We start from the raw sequence: 17813 nt of genomic DNA, 5'->3' as shown, positions 1-17813 counted from the left end.
AATCACCTCAGACCTCGAATTCTCCGGGCTCGATATGATCGTCTTCGGTCGTGTCGAGCCCGGCGGCTTTCTTCCGCCGCTGTTTGCGGACCTTGAACACGATCCACACGATGACGAAGACGACGACGGCGACGATGACGACGTTCTGGAAGTAGCCGGCGTAGGTCTCGACGACCGACCAGTTCTCACCGAGGGTGAAGCCTGCGACGATGAGGATCGTGTTCCAGATCGCGCTGCCGGCCGTGGTCAGCAGCAGGAACTTGGTCAGGCGCATGTCCCGCATTCCGGCGGGGATGGAGATGAGCGACCGGAAGATCGGGATCATCCGACCGAAGAACACGGCCTTGTCCCCGTGCTTGTCGAACCAGTCGACGGTCTTATGCACGTCGTCGACGTCGACCAACGGCATCTTCACCGCGATCCGGGCGATGCGTTCGATGCCGATCCACTTGCCCAGCGCCCACAGCAGAACCGCGCCGACGACCGAACCGATCGTGGCGAAGACGATCGCGGCCACAATGTTCATCTGGCCTTGGCTGGAGGTGAATCCGGCCAGAGGCAGGACGAGCTCACTGGGGATGGGCGGGAAGATGTTGTCGAGGAAGACCATGAACCCGACACCGGCCGGTCCCAGAGTCTCCATGATCGTCACGGTCCAGGCCGAGAACCCGCTGAGATTGTCCGCAGCGCTGCCGCCGGCGGCGAGGACATCGGCAGGGACTCCGCCGGCAGGCAGGCCGGCAAGGCTGTCGGTGGCAACGGGGGCGAAATCGGCAGTCGGAGCGAACGAATCAGTGATCGGCATGGTCAAAAGTCTAGATAAGGGCGCGGCCCGCCGCTCACAGTACGCTCACAGCGGCTAGTGTGGAAACGAACACCTCAGACCGGAATACGAACGCACCTTGCGGATACGCATCGAAGGAGCACACACGTGGCACCTGCCAAAGTACTGGCCTCGCGCAACACCGTCGCTGAGGTCGGCTACAATGCCGTCAACCGACCCGGACCCGCCCACCTCATGCGCGCAGTCCAGCGTTTCGGACAGCGTCTGGGCAATCAGTTCGGTGCTGCGATCACCTACTTCCTCGTTCTCGCGGTCATGCCCATCGCCATGGTCAGCTTGGCGAGCATCGGCTTCGTCCTCGACGTCGCCCGCCCCGAGCTCCTTCCCGAGGTCACGAAGCAGATCGAGACCTTCACCGCCGGCAACTCCTCGCTGACCGAGCAGCTCGAGAGCTTCCTCCTCGACTGGCAGGGAGTGGGAATCATCGGTATTCTCACCGGCCTCTACACAGGTCAGGGATTCATCGGCAACCTCGGTGCCGCGGTGCGAGCCCAGCTGCACGACGACTTCGACGATGCCGTGCCGGAGAAGTCCTTCGTCAGCAAGGTCATCAACAACGTGATCACTCTCATCGGCCTCATCATCGGCCTGCTCCTGGCCGTGGCGCTCACCGTCGTCGGCACCGGCCTGCGCTCGATGATCGCCGACTTCCTCGGGCTCGGCGGATTCGCCGGCAGTCTGCTGTTCATCGTTCCGGTCATCCTCACCTTCGGCGCCGCCTGGCTGATCTTCTGGTTCCTGTTCACGATGCTGCCGGAGAAGCCGGTCGACAAGCAGGCGAAGAACCGCGGTTCGCTCATCGGCGCGACCGCGTTCCTCATCCTCATCAACTTCTCCACGGTGCTCGTCAATCTCTTCTCCGGGAACAAGGCCGCCGGTGTGTTCGGGTCGATCATCGCGATCATGCTCACCCTCAACGTCTTCGCCCGCATCATCCTGTTCATCGCCGCGTGGATCGGCACGGCGAAACCACCGCGGCCGCGCGAAGAGGAGCCGGAGTATCGGTTCGTCGAACCGAAGGTGCAGGCGCAGAGCCTCGGCGCGCTCATCACCGGTGCGGGAATCGTGGCGCTGACCCTGCTGGGCTTCAAACGGTTCGAGGAACGCCGGTCCGATCGCGAATAGGCGAGACGGTAGACTGTTGGCGCATCCGTTATAACTGACCGAGGGGACACGACCTTTGACTGACGCTACGACTGCTCGCCTGGACGATTGGGCGAAGAAGCAGACCGCCGCCGAAGAACTCATTCCGCTAGTCGGACGCCTGTACCGTGAGAACGACGTGCTGCTGACCCTGTTCGGGCGGTCGCTGCTGAACAAGTCGGTGACCGGCATGATCAAGGCGCACCGCTATGCTCGCCACTTCCTCGGCGAAGAGCTCGACATCCAGATCACCCACCGCATCGTCAAGGCGCTGTCCGGGCTCAACCTGGCTCCGGCTCGCATCGATCTGGGCCGTCTCATCGAGAAGCTCGATGATCCGAACGTGGACGTCGACGCCTTCCTCGCCGCCGAGCTCGCCGAGGTCGTCCAGTCGCAGTCCGGCAAGGGCGAGGTCCGCGACGTCGTCCTCTACGGCTTCGGTCGCATCGGTCGTCTGCTCGCCCGCATCCTCATCGATCGCGCCGGCGGAACCGGTATGCGTCTGCGTGCGATCGTCGTGCGCCGCAATGGAGAGAACGACATCGTCAAGCGCGCCTCCCTGCTGCGCCGTGACTCGGTGCACGGAGCCTTCGACGGCAGCATCGTCGTCGACGAAGAGAACAGCACCATCCAGGCCAACGGCACCCTCATCCAGGTCATCTACTCGAATGACCCGTCGGAGGTCGACTACACCGCCTACGGAATCGACGACGCCATCATCGTCGACAACACCGGAAAGTGGCGCGACGAAGAGGGCCTGTCCAAGCACCTCGCGTGCCCCGGTGCGTCGAAGGTCCTGCTCACGGCTCCCGGCAAGGGCGATGTGAAGAACATCGTCTTCGGAGTCAACGACGACGCGATCCTCGACACGGACACCATCGTCTCGGCAGCTTCGTGCACGACGAACGCGATCACCCCGGTGCTCAAGGCCATCAACGACAAGTTCGGCGTCCGCAACGGCCACGTCGAGACGGTCCACTCGTTCACCAACGACCAGAACCTCATCGACAACTTCCACAAGGGCTCCCGCCGCGGCCGTGCAGCCGGCCTCAACATGGTCCTCACCGAGACCGGTGCCGCCAAGGCCGTCGCCAAGGCTCTGCCGGAGCTGGCCGGGAAGCTCTCGGGCAACGCGATCCGCGTACCCACCCCGAACGTGTCCATGGCGATCCTCAACCTCAACCTGGACAACGCCACCACCGTCGACGAGCTCAACACGTTCCTCCGCGAAGTGTCGATGCATTCGCCGCTGCGCAACCAGGTCGACTACGTCACCTCTCCCGAGCTCGTGTCCACCGACCTCGTCGGCTCCAAGCGGGCCGGTGTCGTCGACGGCCTGGCCACGATCGTCGATGAGGACCGCGTCGTCGTCTACGTCTGGTACGACAACGAATTCGGCTACTCCTGCCAGGTCGTGCGCTGCGTGGCCAAGATGGCGGACGTCGACGTCCCGGCATTTCCCTGATATCGCCGAGGCGGCCCACCGAAACGCTCGGATGAGCGCTCGGTGACCGGCTGAGACAGGTGCCCGGAGTCACACGACTCCGGGCGCCTTCGTCATTCACCTCCGTCTCCATCCCGCACCCTCGGCCGCAAGCTCTGTACTTCGGGCCGCACCATCTCTCACCGGTACTGCCACGCCCTACACCTCCCGCCGAAACCTCTCGGGAATGACAAAAGCGCCCGCAGGAACGAGAGGTTCTGCCGGCAACGAGGTGTTCTGCCTACTTCGCGGCGTCGGACTCCATGGCCTCATGCAGCCAGATCGGGGTGAAAGTGGCGAATCGCTCCGCCAGATCATCATCGCTGTCGAGGATGACGGCGAGTCGGTCATCGGCATTCGCCAGCTCATTCGCCCAGATGGGACCCAGGCAGGCCAGCAGCAGGCAGGCGATGACGACGGCGCCGGCGAGGATCGGAGTCTCGGCCCACAGCAGCATGCCGAACAGGATTCCGACGATGGCGAAGCCGACCGCGACGGCGAGTCCGGCGTTCCGCGTCCGCGGCGCCTTGGCACGAGCCGGTCGCGACGCAGCGATCGAGTCGAGCACGTCCCGGTTGATCCGCGTCCAGGCGATGATCGCGCCCAGCGCGCAGACGATGCCGATCATGATGAGGCTGAACGCCGAGAACAGCAGCACCGCATCGATGTGATCTCCTTGGGCTTGGAGGGCGGCCCCGAGTCCGGCGACGAGCATGGCCAGGGCGAGCACCAGCATGCTGAGCAGACGGGCACGGCGCACGGCGATGAGTTCGGCGATCACCCTGGCCAGGAACACCCGCTCTGCCGCGGGGTCGTCGGCCTGGCTCACCGCACGTACCCGAGCTGCTTGTCCACGGTGTGCGGGAACTGCTCACCGGCCAGATACCGTTCGAACAGGGCGTGGAACTGCTCCGCCAGTCGCATTCTCCACCCGTCGGTATCACCGCTCATATGCGGGGTGATGATGACATTGTCCAGCGACCACAGAGGATGGTCGGAGGGCAGCGGCTCTTCGTCGAAGACGTCGAGTCCGGCCCCGCTGATCTGTCCCTCGCGCAGCGCGGTCACGAGTGCGTCGGTGTCGACTGTGTCTCCGCGTCCGACATTGATGAACACGGCGGTGTCGTCCATGGCGGCGAACGCCTCGGCGCCGATGAGCCTCTCAGTCTTCTCTGTCAGCGGTGCGATGTCGATGACCCAGTCGAATCCGGCCACGTGCTCGGGCAGAGTGGCGGAGTCGATGACCTCACCGAAGTCGGCGTCGCCGCTGCGGGCGCGCGATCCGGCTCCGGTGACGTCGATGTCGACGGCCTTCAGCAGGCGTGCGATGCCTCGACCGATGGCTCCGGTGCCGACGATGAGTGCCTTGGTTCCGGCGATGTCGCGGGTCGACCGGCGGTTCCACCTGCCCTCCGCTTGGTCGTCGAGCGAGCCGATCGAGCTCTTCGCGTGCATGAGGATGTAGCTGAGGACGAATTCGGCGATCGGGCGGTCGAAGATTCCCCGGGCGTTGGTCACGGTCACCGGCGAATCGACCAACTCGTCGAAGAGGAGCGAGTCCACGCCCGCTGCCGCGGCATGGACCCACTCGAGTCTGTCGGCGCTGCCATAGGCGTCCTTGAGTGCGGTGGAGAAGAAATCCCACATCAGCAGCACATCGGTGCCGGGCAGCGCCTGGGCCAGGGTCGACGCCTCGGCGATGCGCAGTTCGATCCCGTCCCGCTCCCCCAGATCAGTGATCAGTGCGGGGACCTCGGTCCCGGGTGAGTTGAGTATGGTCAGTACCGTCATTCCTCGGCTCCTTGGACAGTGGGCTTTCTGCCACACTAACCGATGAAGTCTCTGCCGGGGTGGAAACCGGCGCGGACACGGCACCCGCATGCTCGGCTTCGACATCGAGGCTCTCGCGCTTCGCCGGTTCGTTCTTCAGGGTCTGCGCCAGCGGAGTGTTCGGCAGGAAGCAGAGGAAGACGAAACCGAGGACGGCCAGCGGAGCCACCCACAGGAACAGGGGCACGAGGGCGTCGTTGTAGGAGGTGATGATGAGTGAGTGCATCGGCTCCGGCAGCTTCGACACGATCTCCGGGGTCAGCCCCGTCGAGGAGATCTTGGGCATCTGGCCGTGTGGGGCCGCCTTCGCGATCTCCGTGATTCCGGACTTGATGTTGTCCATGAGCCGCTGCGTGAACACGGATCCGATGAAGGCCATGCCGAGGGTGGCGCCGACCTGGCGGAAGTAGTTGTTCGACGCGGTCGCGGTGCCGACCATGGACACCGGGAAGGCGTTCTGGACGACGAGGACGAGTGTCTGCATGCTCAGGCCCAGGCCGAGTCCGAGCAGCGCCAGACAGCCGATGGTCTCCCAGGCCGAGCTCTCGGCCTTCAGCTGGGAGAGCAGGACGAGCGAGGCGGCCATGATGAGGATTCCGGTCAGCGGGTACTTCTTGTACTTGCCGGTGCGGGAGACGATGAAACCGACGAGCGTCGAGGACACGAGCATGGTGCCCATCATCGGCACCATCATCAGACCGGCGACGGTGGCGTCGATTCCGTGGACCATCTGCAGGTAGGTCGGCATATAGGAGAGCACACCGAACATGCCGATGCCGACGAAGAGGCCGGCGATCGTGCACAGCAGGAAGTCGCGGTTGGTGAACAGGTGCATCGGGATGACCGGTTCGCTGACCTTGAGTTCGACGAAGACGAAGGCGACTGCGGCGATGATTCCGGTGACGATGAGCCCGTTGATCTGCCAAGATCCCCATTCATAGTCGTGTCCGCCCCAGGCGGAGGTGAGCACGATGCAGGAGGTGACGATCGAGATGAGCGCCATGCCGATGACATCGATATTCGGGCGAGGGCCGGCACCCTTGGTGTGCTTGGGCACTTTGAGGAACACGGCGGCGGCGATGAGGGCGATAATGCCCAACGGGAAGTTGATGGCGAAGGCCCAGCGCCAGCCGGGTCCTTCGGTCAGCCAGCCGCCGATCAGCGGTCCGGCCACGGACGACACTGCGAAGGCGGAGCCCATGATGCCCATGTATTTGCCGCGTTCGCGGGCAGGGACGACGGAGGCGATGATCGACTGCGAGAGGATCATCATTCCGCCGCCGCCGATGCCCTGGAGCACTCGACCGAAGATCAGCGTCGACATCTCATTCGCGATGAGGGCGAAGACCGAGCCGAGCAGGAAGCAGCAGATGGCGAACATGAACAGCGGCTTACGTCCGAACAGGTCGCCGACCTTGCCGTAGACGGGCATCATGATCGTCGAAGCGAGCATGAACGCGGTGGAGACCCACAGCATCTGGTCGACGCCGTCGAGTTCGCCGACGATGGTCGGCAGCGCGGTCGCCAGCACCGTCTGGTTGAGCGAGAACATGAACATCGCGATCATCAGGCCCACGAAGAGCAGAATGATCGCCGAGGTGGCCATCGGCTCTGTCTGTGCGTCGGGTCCCGCGGGGGCGGAGTTCTTCGAGGTGGTTGCCGTCATCGTCTTCTCATCGGGTTCGTGGTTGCTTCTCATCACAGCTTTCGTCATGGCAGTCGGTCCAGGACCTTGCGGAACAGGTTCAGGGAGTCTTCGAAGATCGCTTGGGTGCCGCCTTTGTCCTCGACCGCCTCAGGATCGGCCTTGATCACCTGTCCCGCATGGTTGAGCGGGACCCGGCAGAGTTGGGTGAGCATGCGCGCGCTGCGCCAGGCGGAGTCCTCTGAGGAGAACTCCTGGCCGAGGTGTCGCAGTCGGTCGAGCACGTGACCGGTGACGATCTCTTCGAGTTCTTCTGCTCGGTCGAAGCTCTTGCTCACGAGTTCCGGATACAGCGCGAAGAGGCGGCGTCGCCGCGCCGGAAGTTTCGGATCGACGGAGCCGACGAGCAGCGCTTCGCGGACGAAGCGCGCCGTGTCCTCGGCCAGCGTGTCGAGCCCGGCGGGGCTGTGGACATAGTCGAAGGCGAGGCCCTCATCGACGCCGACCTCGGCTCCGAGGCCGACGATCGCGTCCTCCTTCGTCTCGAAGTAGTTGAAGAAGGTGCGTGTGGACACTCCTGCGTCGGCGGCGATCGTCGCCACGGTGGCGCAGGCCAAGCCGTCTTCGAGCACGCGAGTGATCGCCGCTTCATGGAGGGCGTTGCGAGTCAGGCGAGCCTTTTTCGAGCGCAGGGATTCTTCAGCGGGCATAGGTACATTTTGCACCACATGCAAACTTTCACCAACTGCAAATCTGCAATTGTGCACTATTTCACTGTGCGCAGTCTTTCACATGAGCATCTTCAGCCGTGCCCGGTGCTGCTCGAGGGTCTGCAGCTGACCGAGCAGTGCTGCCTGACCTGCTCCGTCGGCGGTGTCCTGGCGCTGCAGGCGGGAGTGGAGTTCCTTGGCGATGCGTTCGAGGTCGTAGTCGAAGAGGCGAGCGACGATCCCGCGGGCGAACCGATCGATCCCGTCTCCCTCGATGACAGGCAGCGGGGTCACGAGCAGCTGGGCCACATAGGGCTTGAGGTCCTCGGCTGCGGCGTCGAGGACGCGTTCGGCCCACTTCGACTGAGCCGTGCCGGCTGCACCCAGTCCCCCGGCCTGTTTGATGGCGTCCTGGATCCGCCGGTAGCCGGGGTGCTCGAAGGCCTTCGCGGACAGCGAGTCGAAGAGCTTCGCATTGACCACCTCCGGATGTTGGAGGGCGACCATGAGAGCCCCCTTCTCCGTCTTCAGCCGGGCGGGGCTGATCGGGGCCGAGAGGTTCGAGACGTCGGGGCGTTCGTCGTAGACGTATTCGATGCTGCGTTCATCGGAGACCTCCCCCGCCGAGGCGGGACCGGGCCCGCGTGCGCCCCCGGACGGGACGGCCCCCGGCTGGGTGCCCGGATCGGTCCCCTTTCCCGGACCGGGCCCGTGCCCGGGTCCGGATGTGGCCGGCGACGAGGGTGCGGGTGCGCTCGGTGCCGGCGGTGGGCCGTCGCGGTAGGACGACTGGCGGGCAGGCGCCTCGGCGGGCTGGCGGTTCTGCTTCGGTTGGCGGGCGGCGGTGCGGACCGCGGCCTCCACCTCGTCGATATCGACGCCGATGCGACCGGCGACGAACCGGTAGTAGTGGGAGAGGCTGTTGCGGTCGCGGATGTCGGTGAGCACCTCGGCGGCGGCGCGGACCGCGGAGATCCGTCCTTCGACGGTGTCGAGGTCGAAGCGGGAGATCGCGGTGGTGATGACGAACTCGAAGAGCGGCTTGCAGCCGTCGATGAGTTCGCGCAGGGCCGCGTCGCCCTTCTGCATGCGCAGGTCACAGGGATCGAGGCCATCGGGTTCGACGGCAACGAAGGTCTGGGCGGTGAACAGGTTCTCGAATTCGAAGGCTTTGAGCGCAGCCTTCTGACCGGCGGCGTCGCCATCGAAGGTGAAGATCACCTGTCCGGTCGGGTCGTCGCCGAGGAGGCGGCGGATGATCTTCACGTGTTCGGCGCCGAAGGCCGTGCCGCAGGTGGCCACGGCTTGGTCGACTCCGGCGAGGTGGGCGGCCATGACGTCGGTGTAGCCCTCGACGACGACGACGCGTTTGGTCTTCGCGATGGACTTCTTCGCCAGGTCGAGTCCATAGAGAACCTGATTCTTGTGATAGAGAGCGGTCTCGGGAGTGTTGAGGTACTTCGGTCCCTTGTCATCGTCATAGAGTCGGCGGGCGCCGAAGCCGATGGTCCGGGCGGTCATGTCCTTGATCGGCCAGATCACCCGACCACGGAATCGGTCGTAGATTCCCCGACCGCCCTCGCTGGCCAGGCCGCCGGCGAGGATCTCCTCATCGGTGAAGCCGGCCTTGCGCAGATGGCTCGTCAGGGCATCCCAGGATTTCGGGGCGAACCCGATGCCGAATTCCCGGCTCGACTCGGCGGGAAAACCGCGGCCGGACAGGAACTCCCGGCCGATCTGCCCGGCCTCGGACTCGAGGGCCTGGGCGAAGAAGCGCCCCGCGACCTCGTGCATCTCCAGCAGCCGCTGCCTGCGGCTGGCCTGTTCCCGGTCCGGGCCCTTCCCGTCCTCGTAGCGCAGGTGCATTCCGGCCTTGCCGGCCAGCGTCTCGACGGCTTCGACGAAGCTGAGCTGTTCGACCTTCTGCAGGAAGGTGAACACGTCTCCGGACTCACCGCAGCCGAAGCAGTGGTACATCCCGACCTGCGGACGCACCGTGAACGACGGAGTCTTCTCGTCGTGGAACGGGCACAGTCCTTTCAGCGATCCGATGCCCGCGGTCTTGAGGGTGACGAATTCCCCGATCACCTCGTCGATGCGGGTGCGGCTGCGCAGTTCGTCGATGTCCTCGCGTTTGATGAGTCCGGCCATGGTCTAGAGCCGATCCTCCGCTCCGGCGTTGAGGTGGTGGTACAGGGCCCAGGCGGAATGGTCGGTCAGGGAGGCGATCTGGTCGACGATGACGCGCAGTCGTGCGGAGTCGTCGGCGGCCTCGGCGTGGTCGGCGCGGAACATCGGATCGAGCTTGTCCGGTGACTGCGAGTACCATTCGGCGAGTTCGTTGATGACCGCCGCCTGGATGTCATGCAGCCGCAGTCGATCCTCGGCGACCATGACCGTCAGCGTGGCCATGCCTTTGAGCACGGCGATCTCCACGGTGGTCGCCTCGGGGACGACGAGCGAGGCCGAGTATCGGGCGAGGGGCTCCCAGCCGAATTCCTCACGGGTCGCGGATTCCGCGGCACCGACGAAGCGCCCGATGAGCTGACTGGTCATGTGTTTGAGGCCGGCCTGAGCACGTCGGGATCCGTCGAAGGCCTCCTTGGGCCAGTAGGCGGCGGCCTGCAGTCGGCCGAGTGCCTTGTCCATCTCCGCATCGGTGGTCTCCGGCAGGTACCACTGACGGGTGATGTCGAAGAGCTCGGCCCGCCGCTCATCGGCGGCGAAGTCGGCAAGGTCCAGATGGCCTGCGACGATGGCGTCCTCGACATCGTGGACGGAATAGGAGATGTCGTCGGCCAAGTCCATGACCTGGGCTTCGATGCATTTCTGGCCGTTGTCGATGCCGTCGCGGTAGAAGTCGAAGACAGCCCGGTCGTCATCGTAGACACCGAATTTGCGCACCCCTGAGTCGCGGCGACCGGCCGTGGCTTCGGCTCGCGGCCATGGGTACTTCGTCAGTGCATCGAGGCTCGCGCGGGAGAGGTTGAGGCCGGCCGGGCGGCCGTCATCGGCGATGACCTTCGGTTCGATCCGGGTGACCAGACGCAGGGTCTGGGCATTGCCCTCGAAGCCGCCGATGTCTGCGCACAGGGCATCGAGGATCGTCTCACCATGGTGGCCGAAGGGAGGGTGTCCGAGGTCGTGGGACAGGCAGGCGGTGTCGACGATATCGGGATCGCAGCCGAGGTAGCGGGCGAGTTCGCGGCCGACCTGGGCGACCTCGAGGGAATGAGTGAGACGGGTGCGGACGAAATCGTCCGTGCCCGGGGACACGACCTGGGTCTTCGCGCCGAGGCGGCGCAGACCCGAGGAGTGGAGGACGCGGGCACGGTCGCGTTGGAAGGCCGAGCGCCGCGGATTCTTCGCCGGTTCGCTCACCCACCGCTCCTCGTCCCACGACGAGTAGACCGCCACGGTCCCCGTCCCCACCGAGGTGTGCGGGTGAGTGTCGAAGGGCATTCTCATCCTCCTGAGATGTCGAGTTCGGCCTCCGACAGCAGCGACTTCCCGCTGGGATCGAAGATGCGGGAGTCCAACCACCCCTCGGGCAGGTGCGGCTTCTTCGGCCGGGTGGTGCGGCCGCGGGACCCTTCGGCGGCTTCTCCCGGGTAGGGCGCGGTCATGTCGAGCTGGTCGAGCAGTCCGGCGAGTTCCTCGAGAGAGGAGACCATGGCCAGCTGGCTGCGCAGCTCTCCCCCGACGGGGTAGCCCTTGAAGTACCAGGCGATGTGTTTGCGCAGGTCACGGACACCGAGGAATTCGTCCTCGAAGTGATCGACGAGGTATTCGCCGTGTTTGTACACGGCACGAGCCACCTCGGCGAGTCCGGGACGGTGGCGTTCGTCGCTGCCGTTCAGCGCGTTCGCGAGGTCGCCGAACAGCCACGGCCGGCCCTGGCAGCCGCGCCCGATGACGACGCCGTCGCAGCCGGTCTTGGCCATCATGTCCAGGGCATCCTCGGCGGCGAAGATATCACCGTTGCCGAGCACCGGAACGGTGTCGCCGAGGTGGTCCTTGAGCCGGGCGATCGCGTCCCAGTCCGCGGTCCCCGAGTAGAGATCGGCCGCGGTACGGCCGTGCAGTGCGACGGCGGCGACGCCGGCGTTGCGCGCGGTCTCGGCGGCGTCGAGGAAGGTCGTGTGGTCAGCATCGATGCCTTTGCGCATCTTCACGGTCACGGGCACGTCCCGGCGGGCCGCCTCGGTGACGGCCGTGGTGACGATGGATTTGAACAGGTCCTGCTTCCACGGCAGCGCGGAGCCACCGCCCTTGCGGGTGACCTTGGGGACGGGGCAGCCGAAGTTGAGGTCGATGTGATCGGCGCGGTCCTCTTCGACGAGCATCCGCACGGCCTGGCCCATGGTCACCGGATCGACTCCGTAGAGCTGGACGGAGCGTGGGGTCTCATAGGGCTCGTGGTGGATGATGCGCATCGTCTTCGGATTGCGCTCGACCAGGGCCCGGGTGGTGACCATTTCGGTCACGTACAGGCCGGCGCCGTATTCGCGGCACAGACGGCGGAAGGCGGTGTTCGTGATTCCGGCCATGGGCGCGAGCACGACGGGCGAGGACAGCTCGATGGGCCCGATGCGCAGGGCAGTTTCGGGCTTCGGGGATGCGGCTTCTGGGGCGGGGCTGATGACACTCACGCAACCATTATCCCAGTCAAGTCAAAATCGCACATTCGTCTGCCTCTCCTGCCTGCTTCGCCGCCTCGGCTCGTCCTTTTCGCCTCAACTCAATCAACGGCTTCCGTGCGCAGAAATTCCCGCACATCCCATTCGGTGTCGACGGAGAGTTCGGCGGCGAGCCGGTCGTCGTGGGTGACGATCACCATGGCCCCGCCGAATCCTTCGAGAGCGGTCACCAGCGCCTCGAGGGATGACAGGTCGAGATTGTTGCCCGGTTCGTCGAGGATGAGCAGCTGCGGAGCCGGGTCCTGGAGGAGGCCTGAGGCCAGGGCGACACGGAAGCGCTCCCCACCGGACAGGGTCTGACAGATCTGGTCGGTGCGTCCGGCGCGCAGTCCCATGGCCGCGAGCACCTCGTGGACGCGGTGCGGGTCGAGCTGCGGGTTGCCCGCGCGCACTGCCTCCATCACCGTGAGCTCCCCCGGCAGTCGGTACTGCTGGTCGAGATGAGCCGTCGGTGCGGAGACGGTGATGGCGAGGTCGCCGAAGAGTTCAGCGACCGGCGGACCGGTTTCGGCCCCCACGTGTCCCTCGACCGTGTCGCCCGTGTCCCTGCTCTGTCTGTCCTGGCCGTTGGCAGCCGCCAGGATCGCTGCCAGCAGGGTCGACTTGCCCGCCCCGTTCGGTCCGGTCAGCCGGATCCGCTCGGGACCGACGATCGTCTGGGGTCGTTCGGACCTCGCCGAGGCGACCGTGGAGATCTCGAGGAGCCGTTTGCTCGCGTGGACCTGAGTGTCCGGCAGGTCGAGGCGGACGCTCGAGGACCGGCGCAGCGCATCCTTGGCGTTGGTGAGCTCGTCCCAGGCAGCCGCTTCGTCGGCGGCTTTGTCGCCGCGGCGTTTGGCCGCGGACTTCTCGGCGAAGTTCGTCAGCCCGTTCATCACGATCTTCGGTCGACGTTTGTTCTCTTTGTCCTTCTTGGCCTTCCGGTCGGCTCGAGCGAGTTTCGTCTCCAGTTCGATCCGTTGGCGCTTCTCGACCTGGTGGGACTTCTTCGCATCCGTGACCTTCTGCTGCTTCGCCTCCTCCTCCGCGGCGACCATGGCTTCGTAGTCGTCGAAGTTCCCTCCGTAGACCCGCAGCCGGTCGGTCATCTCGATGATCGAGGTCATATGCGACAGCAGCGTGCGGTCGTGGGAGATGACCAGGGTCGGTCCGCGCCGGTCGGTGAGCAGCGTCGTCAGCAGAGTCCGTCCGTCCTCGTCCAGGTTGTTGCTCGGCTCGTCGAGGATCAGCCAGGTGTCACCGACCAGTGCCGCTCGGGCCAGTCCGATGCGTGTGGCCTGTCCACCGGAGAATCTGCTCAGACTCCGATCGAGATCGCTGACACTCAGCTGCAGACCGAGTTCGGACAGCGCCGCCAGGGCTCGCTCTTCGATATCCCAATCGTCGCCGATGAGGTCGAAGTCGGCCCCCGTCGCCTCTCCGGCCAGGGCGCGGCCCAGCGCTTGTCGGACGGGGGCGATGTCCAGTGCGGCATCGACCCGCTGCGTCGAATGCGGCAGCAGCTGGTCGATGTAGACGGCGCCATCGGCACCTGTGACGGTTCCTGACGAGGCACTCAGCCGACCGGCGAGGATGCGGGCGAAGGTGGATTTGCCGATTCCGTTGTCGCCGACAAGTCCGACGAGGTCGGCCGGGATGGTGGCGGTGAGTCGGGAGAAGATCTCGGTATCGTCGCCGAGGCGGTAGTCCAGTTCGGACACAGTGATTGCTGCAGGCATGAGGGTCCTCATTTCGTGTACGCAGAAGCGCTGCGGGCCCGTGGCACCCGCAAGTCACGGTATGAGGATTCACTTCACAGCAGAGACGTCCTTGAACGGAAATGGAACATAACAATGATCGCCGAGGCGGCTCACCCGGTCAAGACCACCCCTTATTGCTACCTGACGGCGGCCCAGCAACCTGGCGCGAGGTTGCTGGGCCGCCGTCAGGTAGCAATAAGGGGTCAGGCAGGTTCAGACGATGATGAGCATGAGTTCGGCGGGCTCGTCGTGAGGGTTGGCCAATTGGTGCGGAACGTCACCGGGAGCCTGGGCGCAGTCACCGGCGTGCAGGGTCGTGCGGCGGTCGATGGTGACGACCTCGATGCTGCCTTTGAGGACGAAGAAGCTCTCACGCGATCCGCTGCGGTGGGCGGCGAAGGCCGAGGTCTCGCTGCGCGGGTCGAGGCGGTAGTGCACGACATCCATATTCTCGATCGCCGATGGCAGATCCCGCCGCCAGACCCCCTTGCCGAAGGTCGAGGTCGTGGGGATCGCCTCGCTGCGGGTGATCGTGACTTCCGGGGCGGCCAACAGTTCGCCGACATCGACGCCGAGGGCGCGGGAGAGACCCATGGCGTTCGATACCGATGTGTCCTGCTCGCCGCGTTCGATCTTCGACAGAGCGGCGCGGGACAGGCCCGCCCTCACCGCGAGCTCATTGAGGGTGAGGTTGTTGTACTTGCGCCGGGCTCTGATGCGGGCGCCGAAGACACGTGCGCCGAGATCCTCTTCTTTCGCCATTGGAGCATCATATTCTATTCTTGGATCATAGAATCACATCTCACAAAGGAAACTTCACCCTATGGCGGCAGTGCTGGCTCTCACACCGATCCTCATTGCCATCGTCCTGCTCCTACTCAAACAGAGCTCCTGGGTCGCCGCTCTCGCCGGCGCCGTGCTCGCGGCCGGTCTCGTCGCCTTCGTCTTCCCCACCCCCGCCTCGGTGTTGGTGGAATCGGGGATCGACTACTTTCCGCTCATCCTCGAGGTCGCGCTCATCCTGCTCTTCGGCATGCTGCTCGCCCGGCTGCTCGAGTCCGCGGGGTCGATGTCGCAGATCTCGTCCTGGGTCGAGTCGCTGTCACCGGGGCGCCCGCTCGGGGTCGCGCTCGTCGTGTTCGGCATCGTGCCCTTCGCGGAATCGGTCACCGGCTTCGGCATCGGCGTCACCGTCGGGGTGCCGATCCTGCATCATCTCGGCTGCACCCTGCGGCAGTCCGCGATCCTCGGCCTCCTCGGTCTCATCGCGGTGCCGTGGGGTGCCCTGGGACCGGGCACCACCGTCGCAGCGGCGCTGGCGGGCCTGGACGTCGACGAACTCGGTCTGGCCACGGCGTGGATCAATGCGATTCCGGTCATCATCGTCGCGATCGCGGTGGTCGCGATCATGCGCCCGTCCGCCGCCTCGGCGCTGGGGATCATCGGCGCCGGCGCACTCCTGTGGGCGGGGATCCTCGCCTCCAGCTCCGTCATCGGCATGGCCCCGTCGGGAATCATCGGATCGCTGATCGTCATCCTCCTCGTCGGTGCGCTGTTCATGATCCGCAAGAGAGCCACGGGGCTCACGCGCCGCCTCGGCGTGGCCGTTCTTCCCTACGGGGTGCTCACGGTGGGCCTGCTGGTAGCACGGGCCCTGCATGCCGCGCTGCCGTCGACCTTCACGCAGATCATCGCCTCGCCCCCGTTCTGGCTGGCCGCCGCCTGTCTCATCGCTGCCATCACCGTCGCCGGCAGACGCGATGTCACGGTTGCGGCCGTGCGTTCCTGGGTTCCCATCGGCGTCGGCACCGCCGCATTCATGCTCATGGGTTGGATCATGACGACGACGGGGATGAGCGAGGCGATCGGTTCCCTGCTGCCGGCCGGGCTCATTCTGCTGACTCCCTGGCTGAATTCCATCGGAGCGGTGCTCACCGGGTCGAACACTGGAGCGAACTCGATGTTCACCGGCACTCTGACCGCGGCCGCCGCATCATCGCATGTTTCGGCCCTGCCGGTCGTCGCGGCCGGAAACGCGGCAGGATCGCTGGCCGCTCTCGCCGCTCCCCCACGGGTGGCGATGGCTGTGCAGATCGCCGATTCATCGGTGGCCGCCTCGGCGAAGGACATCTCCTGGGTGCAGGGCCGAGCACTCGCGGTGGCGGGGATCAACGCCCTTGCCCTCGGCCTGTGGATCCAGTTCTTCGCCTGATCGTCGCCGGCGAGTTCGGCTCGGGGATGCGGACGGAGACTGCTGAGGCGGGCGGGCTGTGCCCGAGGGCGGCCGCGGAACGCCTCAGACGCGGATGATCTCACGCGGGAAATGGGTGAACGGTTCGCAGCCGGTGTCGGTGATGAGCACCGGTTCCGAGAGCTCGATTCCATAGCCGTTCATCCACATTCCGCCGATGAGGTGGAAGGTCATTCCCGCCTCGAGGATCTGGTCGTCCTCGGTGCGGATCGAGATCGTCCGCTCGCCCCAGTCGGGAGGGTAGCCGATCCCGATCGAGTACCCCAGGCGACTGGGTTTCTCCAGTCCCGACAGGGCGAGCACGCGATTCCAGGTGCGGGCGAGTTCCGCGGTGGGCACCTCGGGTGCGGCGACGTCGAGGACCGCGGACAGCGCCTCGGCGACCACGCCCTCGAGGCGGACGAGCTCCTGCTTCGGTCGCCCGGTCACCGCGGTGCGAGCCAGCGGAACATGATAGCGGCGGTGGACTCCGGCGAGTTCGATGCTCACCGATTCGTCGCGTTCGAACTTCCGATCGGTCCAGCTCAGATGCGGGGTGTCCGCGCTTTCTCCGGTGGGCATGAGCGGGACGATCGAAGGATAGTCGCCCCAGACTCCGTCGCCTCCTCGGGTCTGGGCTTCGGAGATCGCGGCCGCCACTTCGTTCTGGCCGACGCCGACGCCGATCGTGCCCAGTGCCGCGTCCATGGCGGCGGTGGTCACCTTTGCGGCCTTGCGCATGAGCGCGATCTCCGCCGGAGACTTGACCGCGCGGATCCAGTTGACGAGTTCGAACGAGTCGACGAGGCGCCATTCGGGCACGCCGTTGACCAGGGCCCGGAAGGCTCGCGGGGAGAAGAAATGCGAATCCATCTCCACCCCGACCGGAGAAGTCGAGGCACGGGCGACCTCCCACCGCTGGCGCAGGGCGAAGGCGACCCAGTCGAAGGGGTGGATATGCGGACGCTGCACATAGCGTTCGGGATAGCCGACGATGTCCTCGGGCGGCAGCCAGGAGGTATGCGAGGCTCCCCGTGCGTCCATATCGCGCATGAACAGCGTCATCGGTCCCGACGACGGCACGAAGAGCAGCTGCGGGGTGTAGAACGACCACGCGTTGTAGCCGGTGAGATAGTAGATGTTCGCCGGGTCGGTGACGATGAGCGCGGCCAGGCCCTGGTCGAGCATGCGGTTGCGCACCGAGGCGATCCGCCCGAGGTACTCCTCGGCGCTGAACGACAGTTCGTTCGCACCGATCGTATCGACTTCGCCGGGAACCGGCTGCGGGCGCGCCTTGACCTCTTTGCCGGCCTGCCCCTGCTCGGCTCCGGGACGCATCCCGTACACATCCGGGCGATTGTCATCGCCGCCGTAGAACAGCTCACCCTCATTCATGATCCCAGTGTGGTGATCTCGCTCACATACTGTCAATCACTGTCCATGCGCGTGTTGTCGGCGGTCTGCCGATCCGCGCACCCGCGGGGATCGG

General features: G+C 65.5%; 14 protein-coding genes. 3 read left to right on the top strand and 11 right to left on the bottom strand.

Going from position 1 to position 17813, the window contains the following annotated elements; translation table 11 throughout:
- Window positions 1-7 precede the first annotated feature (7 nt).
- The gene (locus ACU4IU_RS17320) at window positions 8-805 is read right to left on the bottom strand and encodes a DedA family protein (RefSeq protein WP_318278471.1); all 798 of its coding nucleotides are present in this window, start codon (window positions 803-805) and stop codon (window positions 8-10) included.
- 126 nt (window positions 806-931) lie between these two features.
- Here ACU4IU_RS17320 and ACU4IU_RS17315 point away from each other — a divergent pair, with 126 nt between their 5' ends.
- The gene (locus ACU4IU_RS17315) at window positions 932-1969 is read left to right on the top strand and encodes a YhjD/YihY/BrkB family envelope integrity protein (protein ID WP_446657435.1); all 1038 of its coding nucleotides are present in this window, start codon (window positions 932-934) and stop codon (window positions 1967-1969) included.
- A 55-nt stretch (window positions 1970-2024) separates the two neighbouring features.
- On the top strand, window positions 2025-3452 hold the full coding sequence (locus ACU4IU_RS17310; protein WP_446657434.1) for a glyceraldehyde-3-phosphate dehydrogenase: 1428 nt from the start codon (window positions 2025-2027) through the stop codon (window positions 3450-3452).
- A 259-nt stretch (window positions 3453-3711) separates the two neighbouring features.
- Here ACU4IU_RS17310 and ACU4IU_RS17305 read toward each other — a convergent pair whose 3' ends face one another.
- From ACU4IU_RS17305 to ACU4IU_RS17265, 9 genes are all read right to left on the bottom strand, one after another.
- The gene (locus ACU4IU_RS17305; RefSeq protein ID WP_376907146.1) at window positions 3712-4299 is read right to left on the bottom strand and encodes a hypothetical protein; all 588 of its coding nucleotides are present in this window, start codon (window positions 4297-4299) and stop codon (window positions 3712-3714) included.
- On the bottom strand, window positions 4296-5261 hold the full coding sequence (locus ACU4IU_RS17300; protein ID WP_446657433.1) for a D-2-hydroxyacid dehydrogenase: 966 nt from the start codon (window positions 5259-5261) through the stop codon (window positions 4296-4298). The genes ACU4IU_RS17305 and ACU4IU_RS17300 overlap by 4 nt, the downstream gene beginning before the upstream one ends.
- Window positions 5203-6999, bottom strand: coding sequence for a DHA2 family efflux MFS transporter permease subunit (locus tag ACU4IU_RS17295; RefSeq protein ID WP_446657432.1), 1797 nt, complete (start codon window positions 6997-6999; stop codon window positions 5203-5205). The genes ACU4IU_RS17300 and ACU4IU_RS17295 overlap by 59 nt, the downstream gene beginning before the upstream one ends.
- Window positions 7000-7010: 11 nt before the next feature.
- Entirely contained in the window at window positions 7011-7655 is a 645-nt protein-coding gene (locus ACU4IU_RS17290) for a TetR/AcrR family transcriptional regulator (RefSeq protein WP_139908158.1), read from the bottom strand.
- Window positions 7656-7733: 78 nt separating this feature from the next.
- The gene (dnaG, locus tag ACU4IU_RS17285) at window positions 7734-9806 is read right to left on the bottom strand and encodes a DNA primase (RefSeq protein ID WP_446657431.1); all 2073 of its coding nucleotides are present in this window, start codon (window positions 9804-9806) and stop codon (window positions 7734-7736) included.
- A 3-nt stretch (window positions 9807-9809) separates the two neighbouring features.
- On the bottom strand, window positions 9810-11117 hold the full coding sequence (locus tag ACU4IU_RS17280; protein WP_446657430.1) for a deoxyguanosinetriphosphate triphosphohydrolase: 1308 nt from the start codon (window positions 11115-11117) through the stop codon (window positions 9810-9812).
- 2 nt (window positions 11118-11119) lie between these two features.
- Window positions 11120-12307: a tRNA dihydrouridine synthase DusB gene (dusB, locus tag ACU4IU_RS17275; protein WP_172169815.1), complete on the bottom strand. Its 1188-nt coding sequence runs from the start codon at window positions 12305-12307 to the stop codon at window positions 11120-11122.
- 89 nt (window positions 12308-12396) lie between these two features.
- Window positions 12397-14073, bottom strand: coding sequence for an ATP-binding cassette domain-containing protein (locus tag ACU4IU_RS17270; RefSeq protein WP_446657428.1), 1677 nt, complete (start codon window positions 14071-14073; stop codon window positions 12397-12399).
- A gap of 234 nt (window positions 14074-14307) precedes the next feature.
- Window positions 14308-14856, bottom strand: coding sequence for a helix-turn-helix domain-containing protein (locus tag ACU4IU_RS17265; RefSeq protein ID WP_139469824.1), 549 nt, complete (start codon window positions 14854-14856; stop codon window positions 14308-14310).
- 61 nt (window positions 14857-14917) lie between these two features.
- On the opposite strand from ACU4IU_RS17265, the gene ACU4IU_RS17260 reads away from it, so the two are divergent.
- Window positions 14918-16306, top strand: a complete 1389-nt coding sequence (locus ACU4IU_RS17260) for an L-lactate permease (protein WP_446657427.1) — start codon at window positions 14918-14920, stop codon at window positions 16304-16306.
- Between the two features lie 84 nt (window positions 16307-16390).
- On the opposite strand, the gene ACU4IU_RS17255 is transcribed toward ACU4IU_RS17260, so the two are convergent.
- The gene (locus ACU4IU_RS17255; RefSeq protein ID WP_446657426.1) at window positions 16391-17719 is read right to left on the bottom strand and encodes a M24 family metallopeptidase; all 1329 of its coding nucleotides are present in this window, start codon (window positions 17717-17719) and stop codon (window positions 16391-16393) included.
- Window positions 17720-17813 lie beyond the last annotated feature (94 nt).

This window comes from Brevibacterium sp. CSND-B09 (genome assembly GCF_052906525.1).
Note: the sequence above shows the minus strand (reverse complement) of the source record. Positions and strands in the feature narration are given on the sequence as shown.

Coding starts and splice junctions, on each gene's coding strand:
- ACU4IU_RS17265 (WP_139469824.1), bottom strand. CDS start 14,856: ATGGCGAAAGAAGAGGATCTCGGCGCACGTGTCTTCGGCGCCCGCATC.
- ACU4IU_RS17295 (WP_446657432.1), bottom strand. CDS start 6,999: ATGAGAAGCAACCACGAACCCGATGAGAAGACGATGACGGCAACCACC.
- ACU4IU_RS17300 (WP_446657433.1), bottom strand. CDS start 5,261: ATGACGGTACTGACCATACTCAACTCACCCGGGACCGAGGTCCCCGCA.
- ACU4IU_RS17320 (WP_318278471.1), bottom strand. CDS start 805: ATGCCGATCACTGATTCGTTCGCTCCGACTGCCGATTTCGCCCCCGTT.
- dnaG (WP_446657431.1), bottom strand. CDS start 9,806: ATGGCCGGACTCATCAAACGCGAGGACATCGACGAACTGCGCAGCCGC.
- ACU4IU_RS17270 (WP_446657428.1), bottom strand. CDS start 14,073: ATGCCTGCAGCAATCACTGTGTCCGAACTGGACTACCGCCTCGGCGAC.
- ACU4IU_RS17255 (WP_446657426.1), bottom strand. CDS start 17,719: ATGAATGAGGGTGAGCTGTTCTACGGCGGCGATGACAATCGCCCGGAT.
- ACU4IU_RS17260 (WP_446657427.1), top strand. CDS start 14,918: ATGGCGGCAGTGCTGGCTCTCACACCGATCCTCATTGCCATCGTCCTG.
- ACU4IU_RS17290 (WP_139908158.1), bottom strand. CDS start 7,655: ATGCCCGCTGAAGAATCCCTGCGCTCGAAAAAGGCTCGCCTGACTCGC.
- ACU4IU_RS17280 (WP_446657430.1), bottom strand. CDS start 11,117: ATGCCCTTCGACACTCACCCGCACACCTCGGTGGGGACGGGGACCGTG.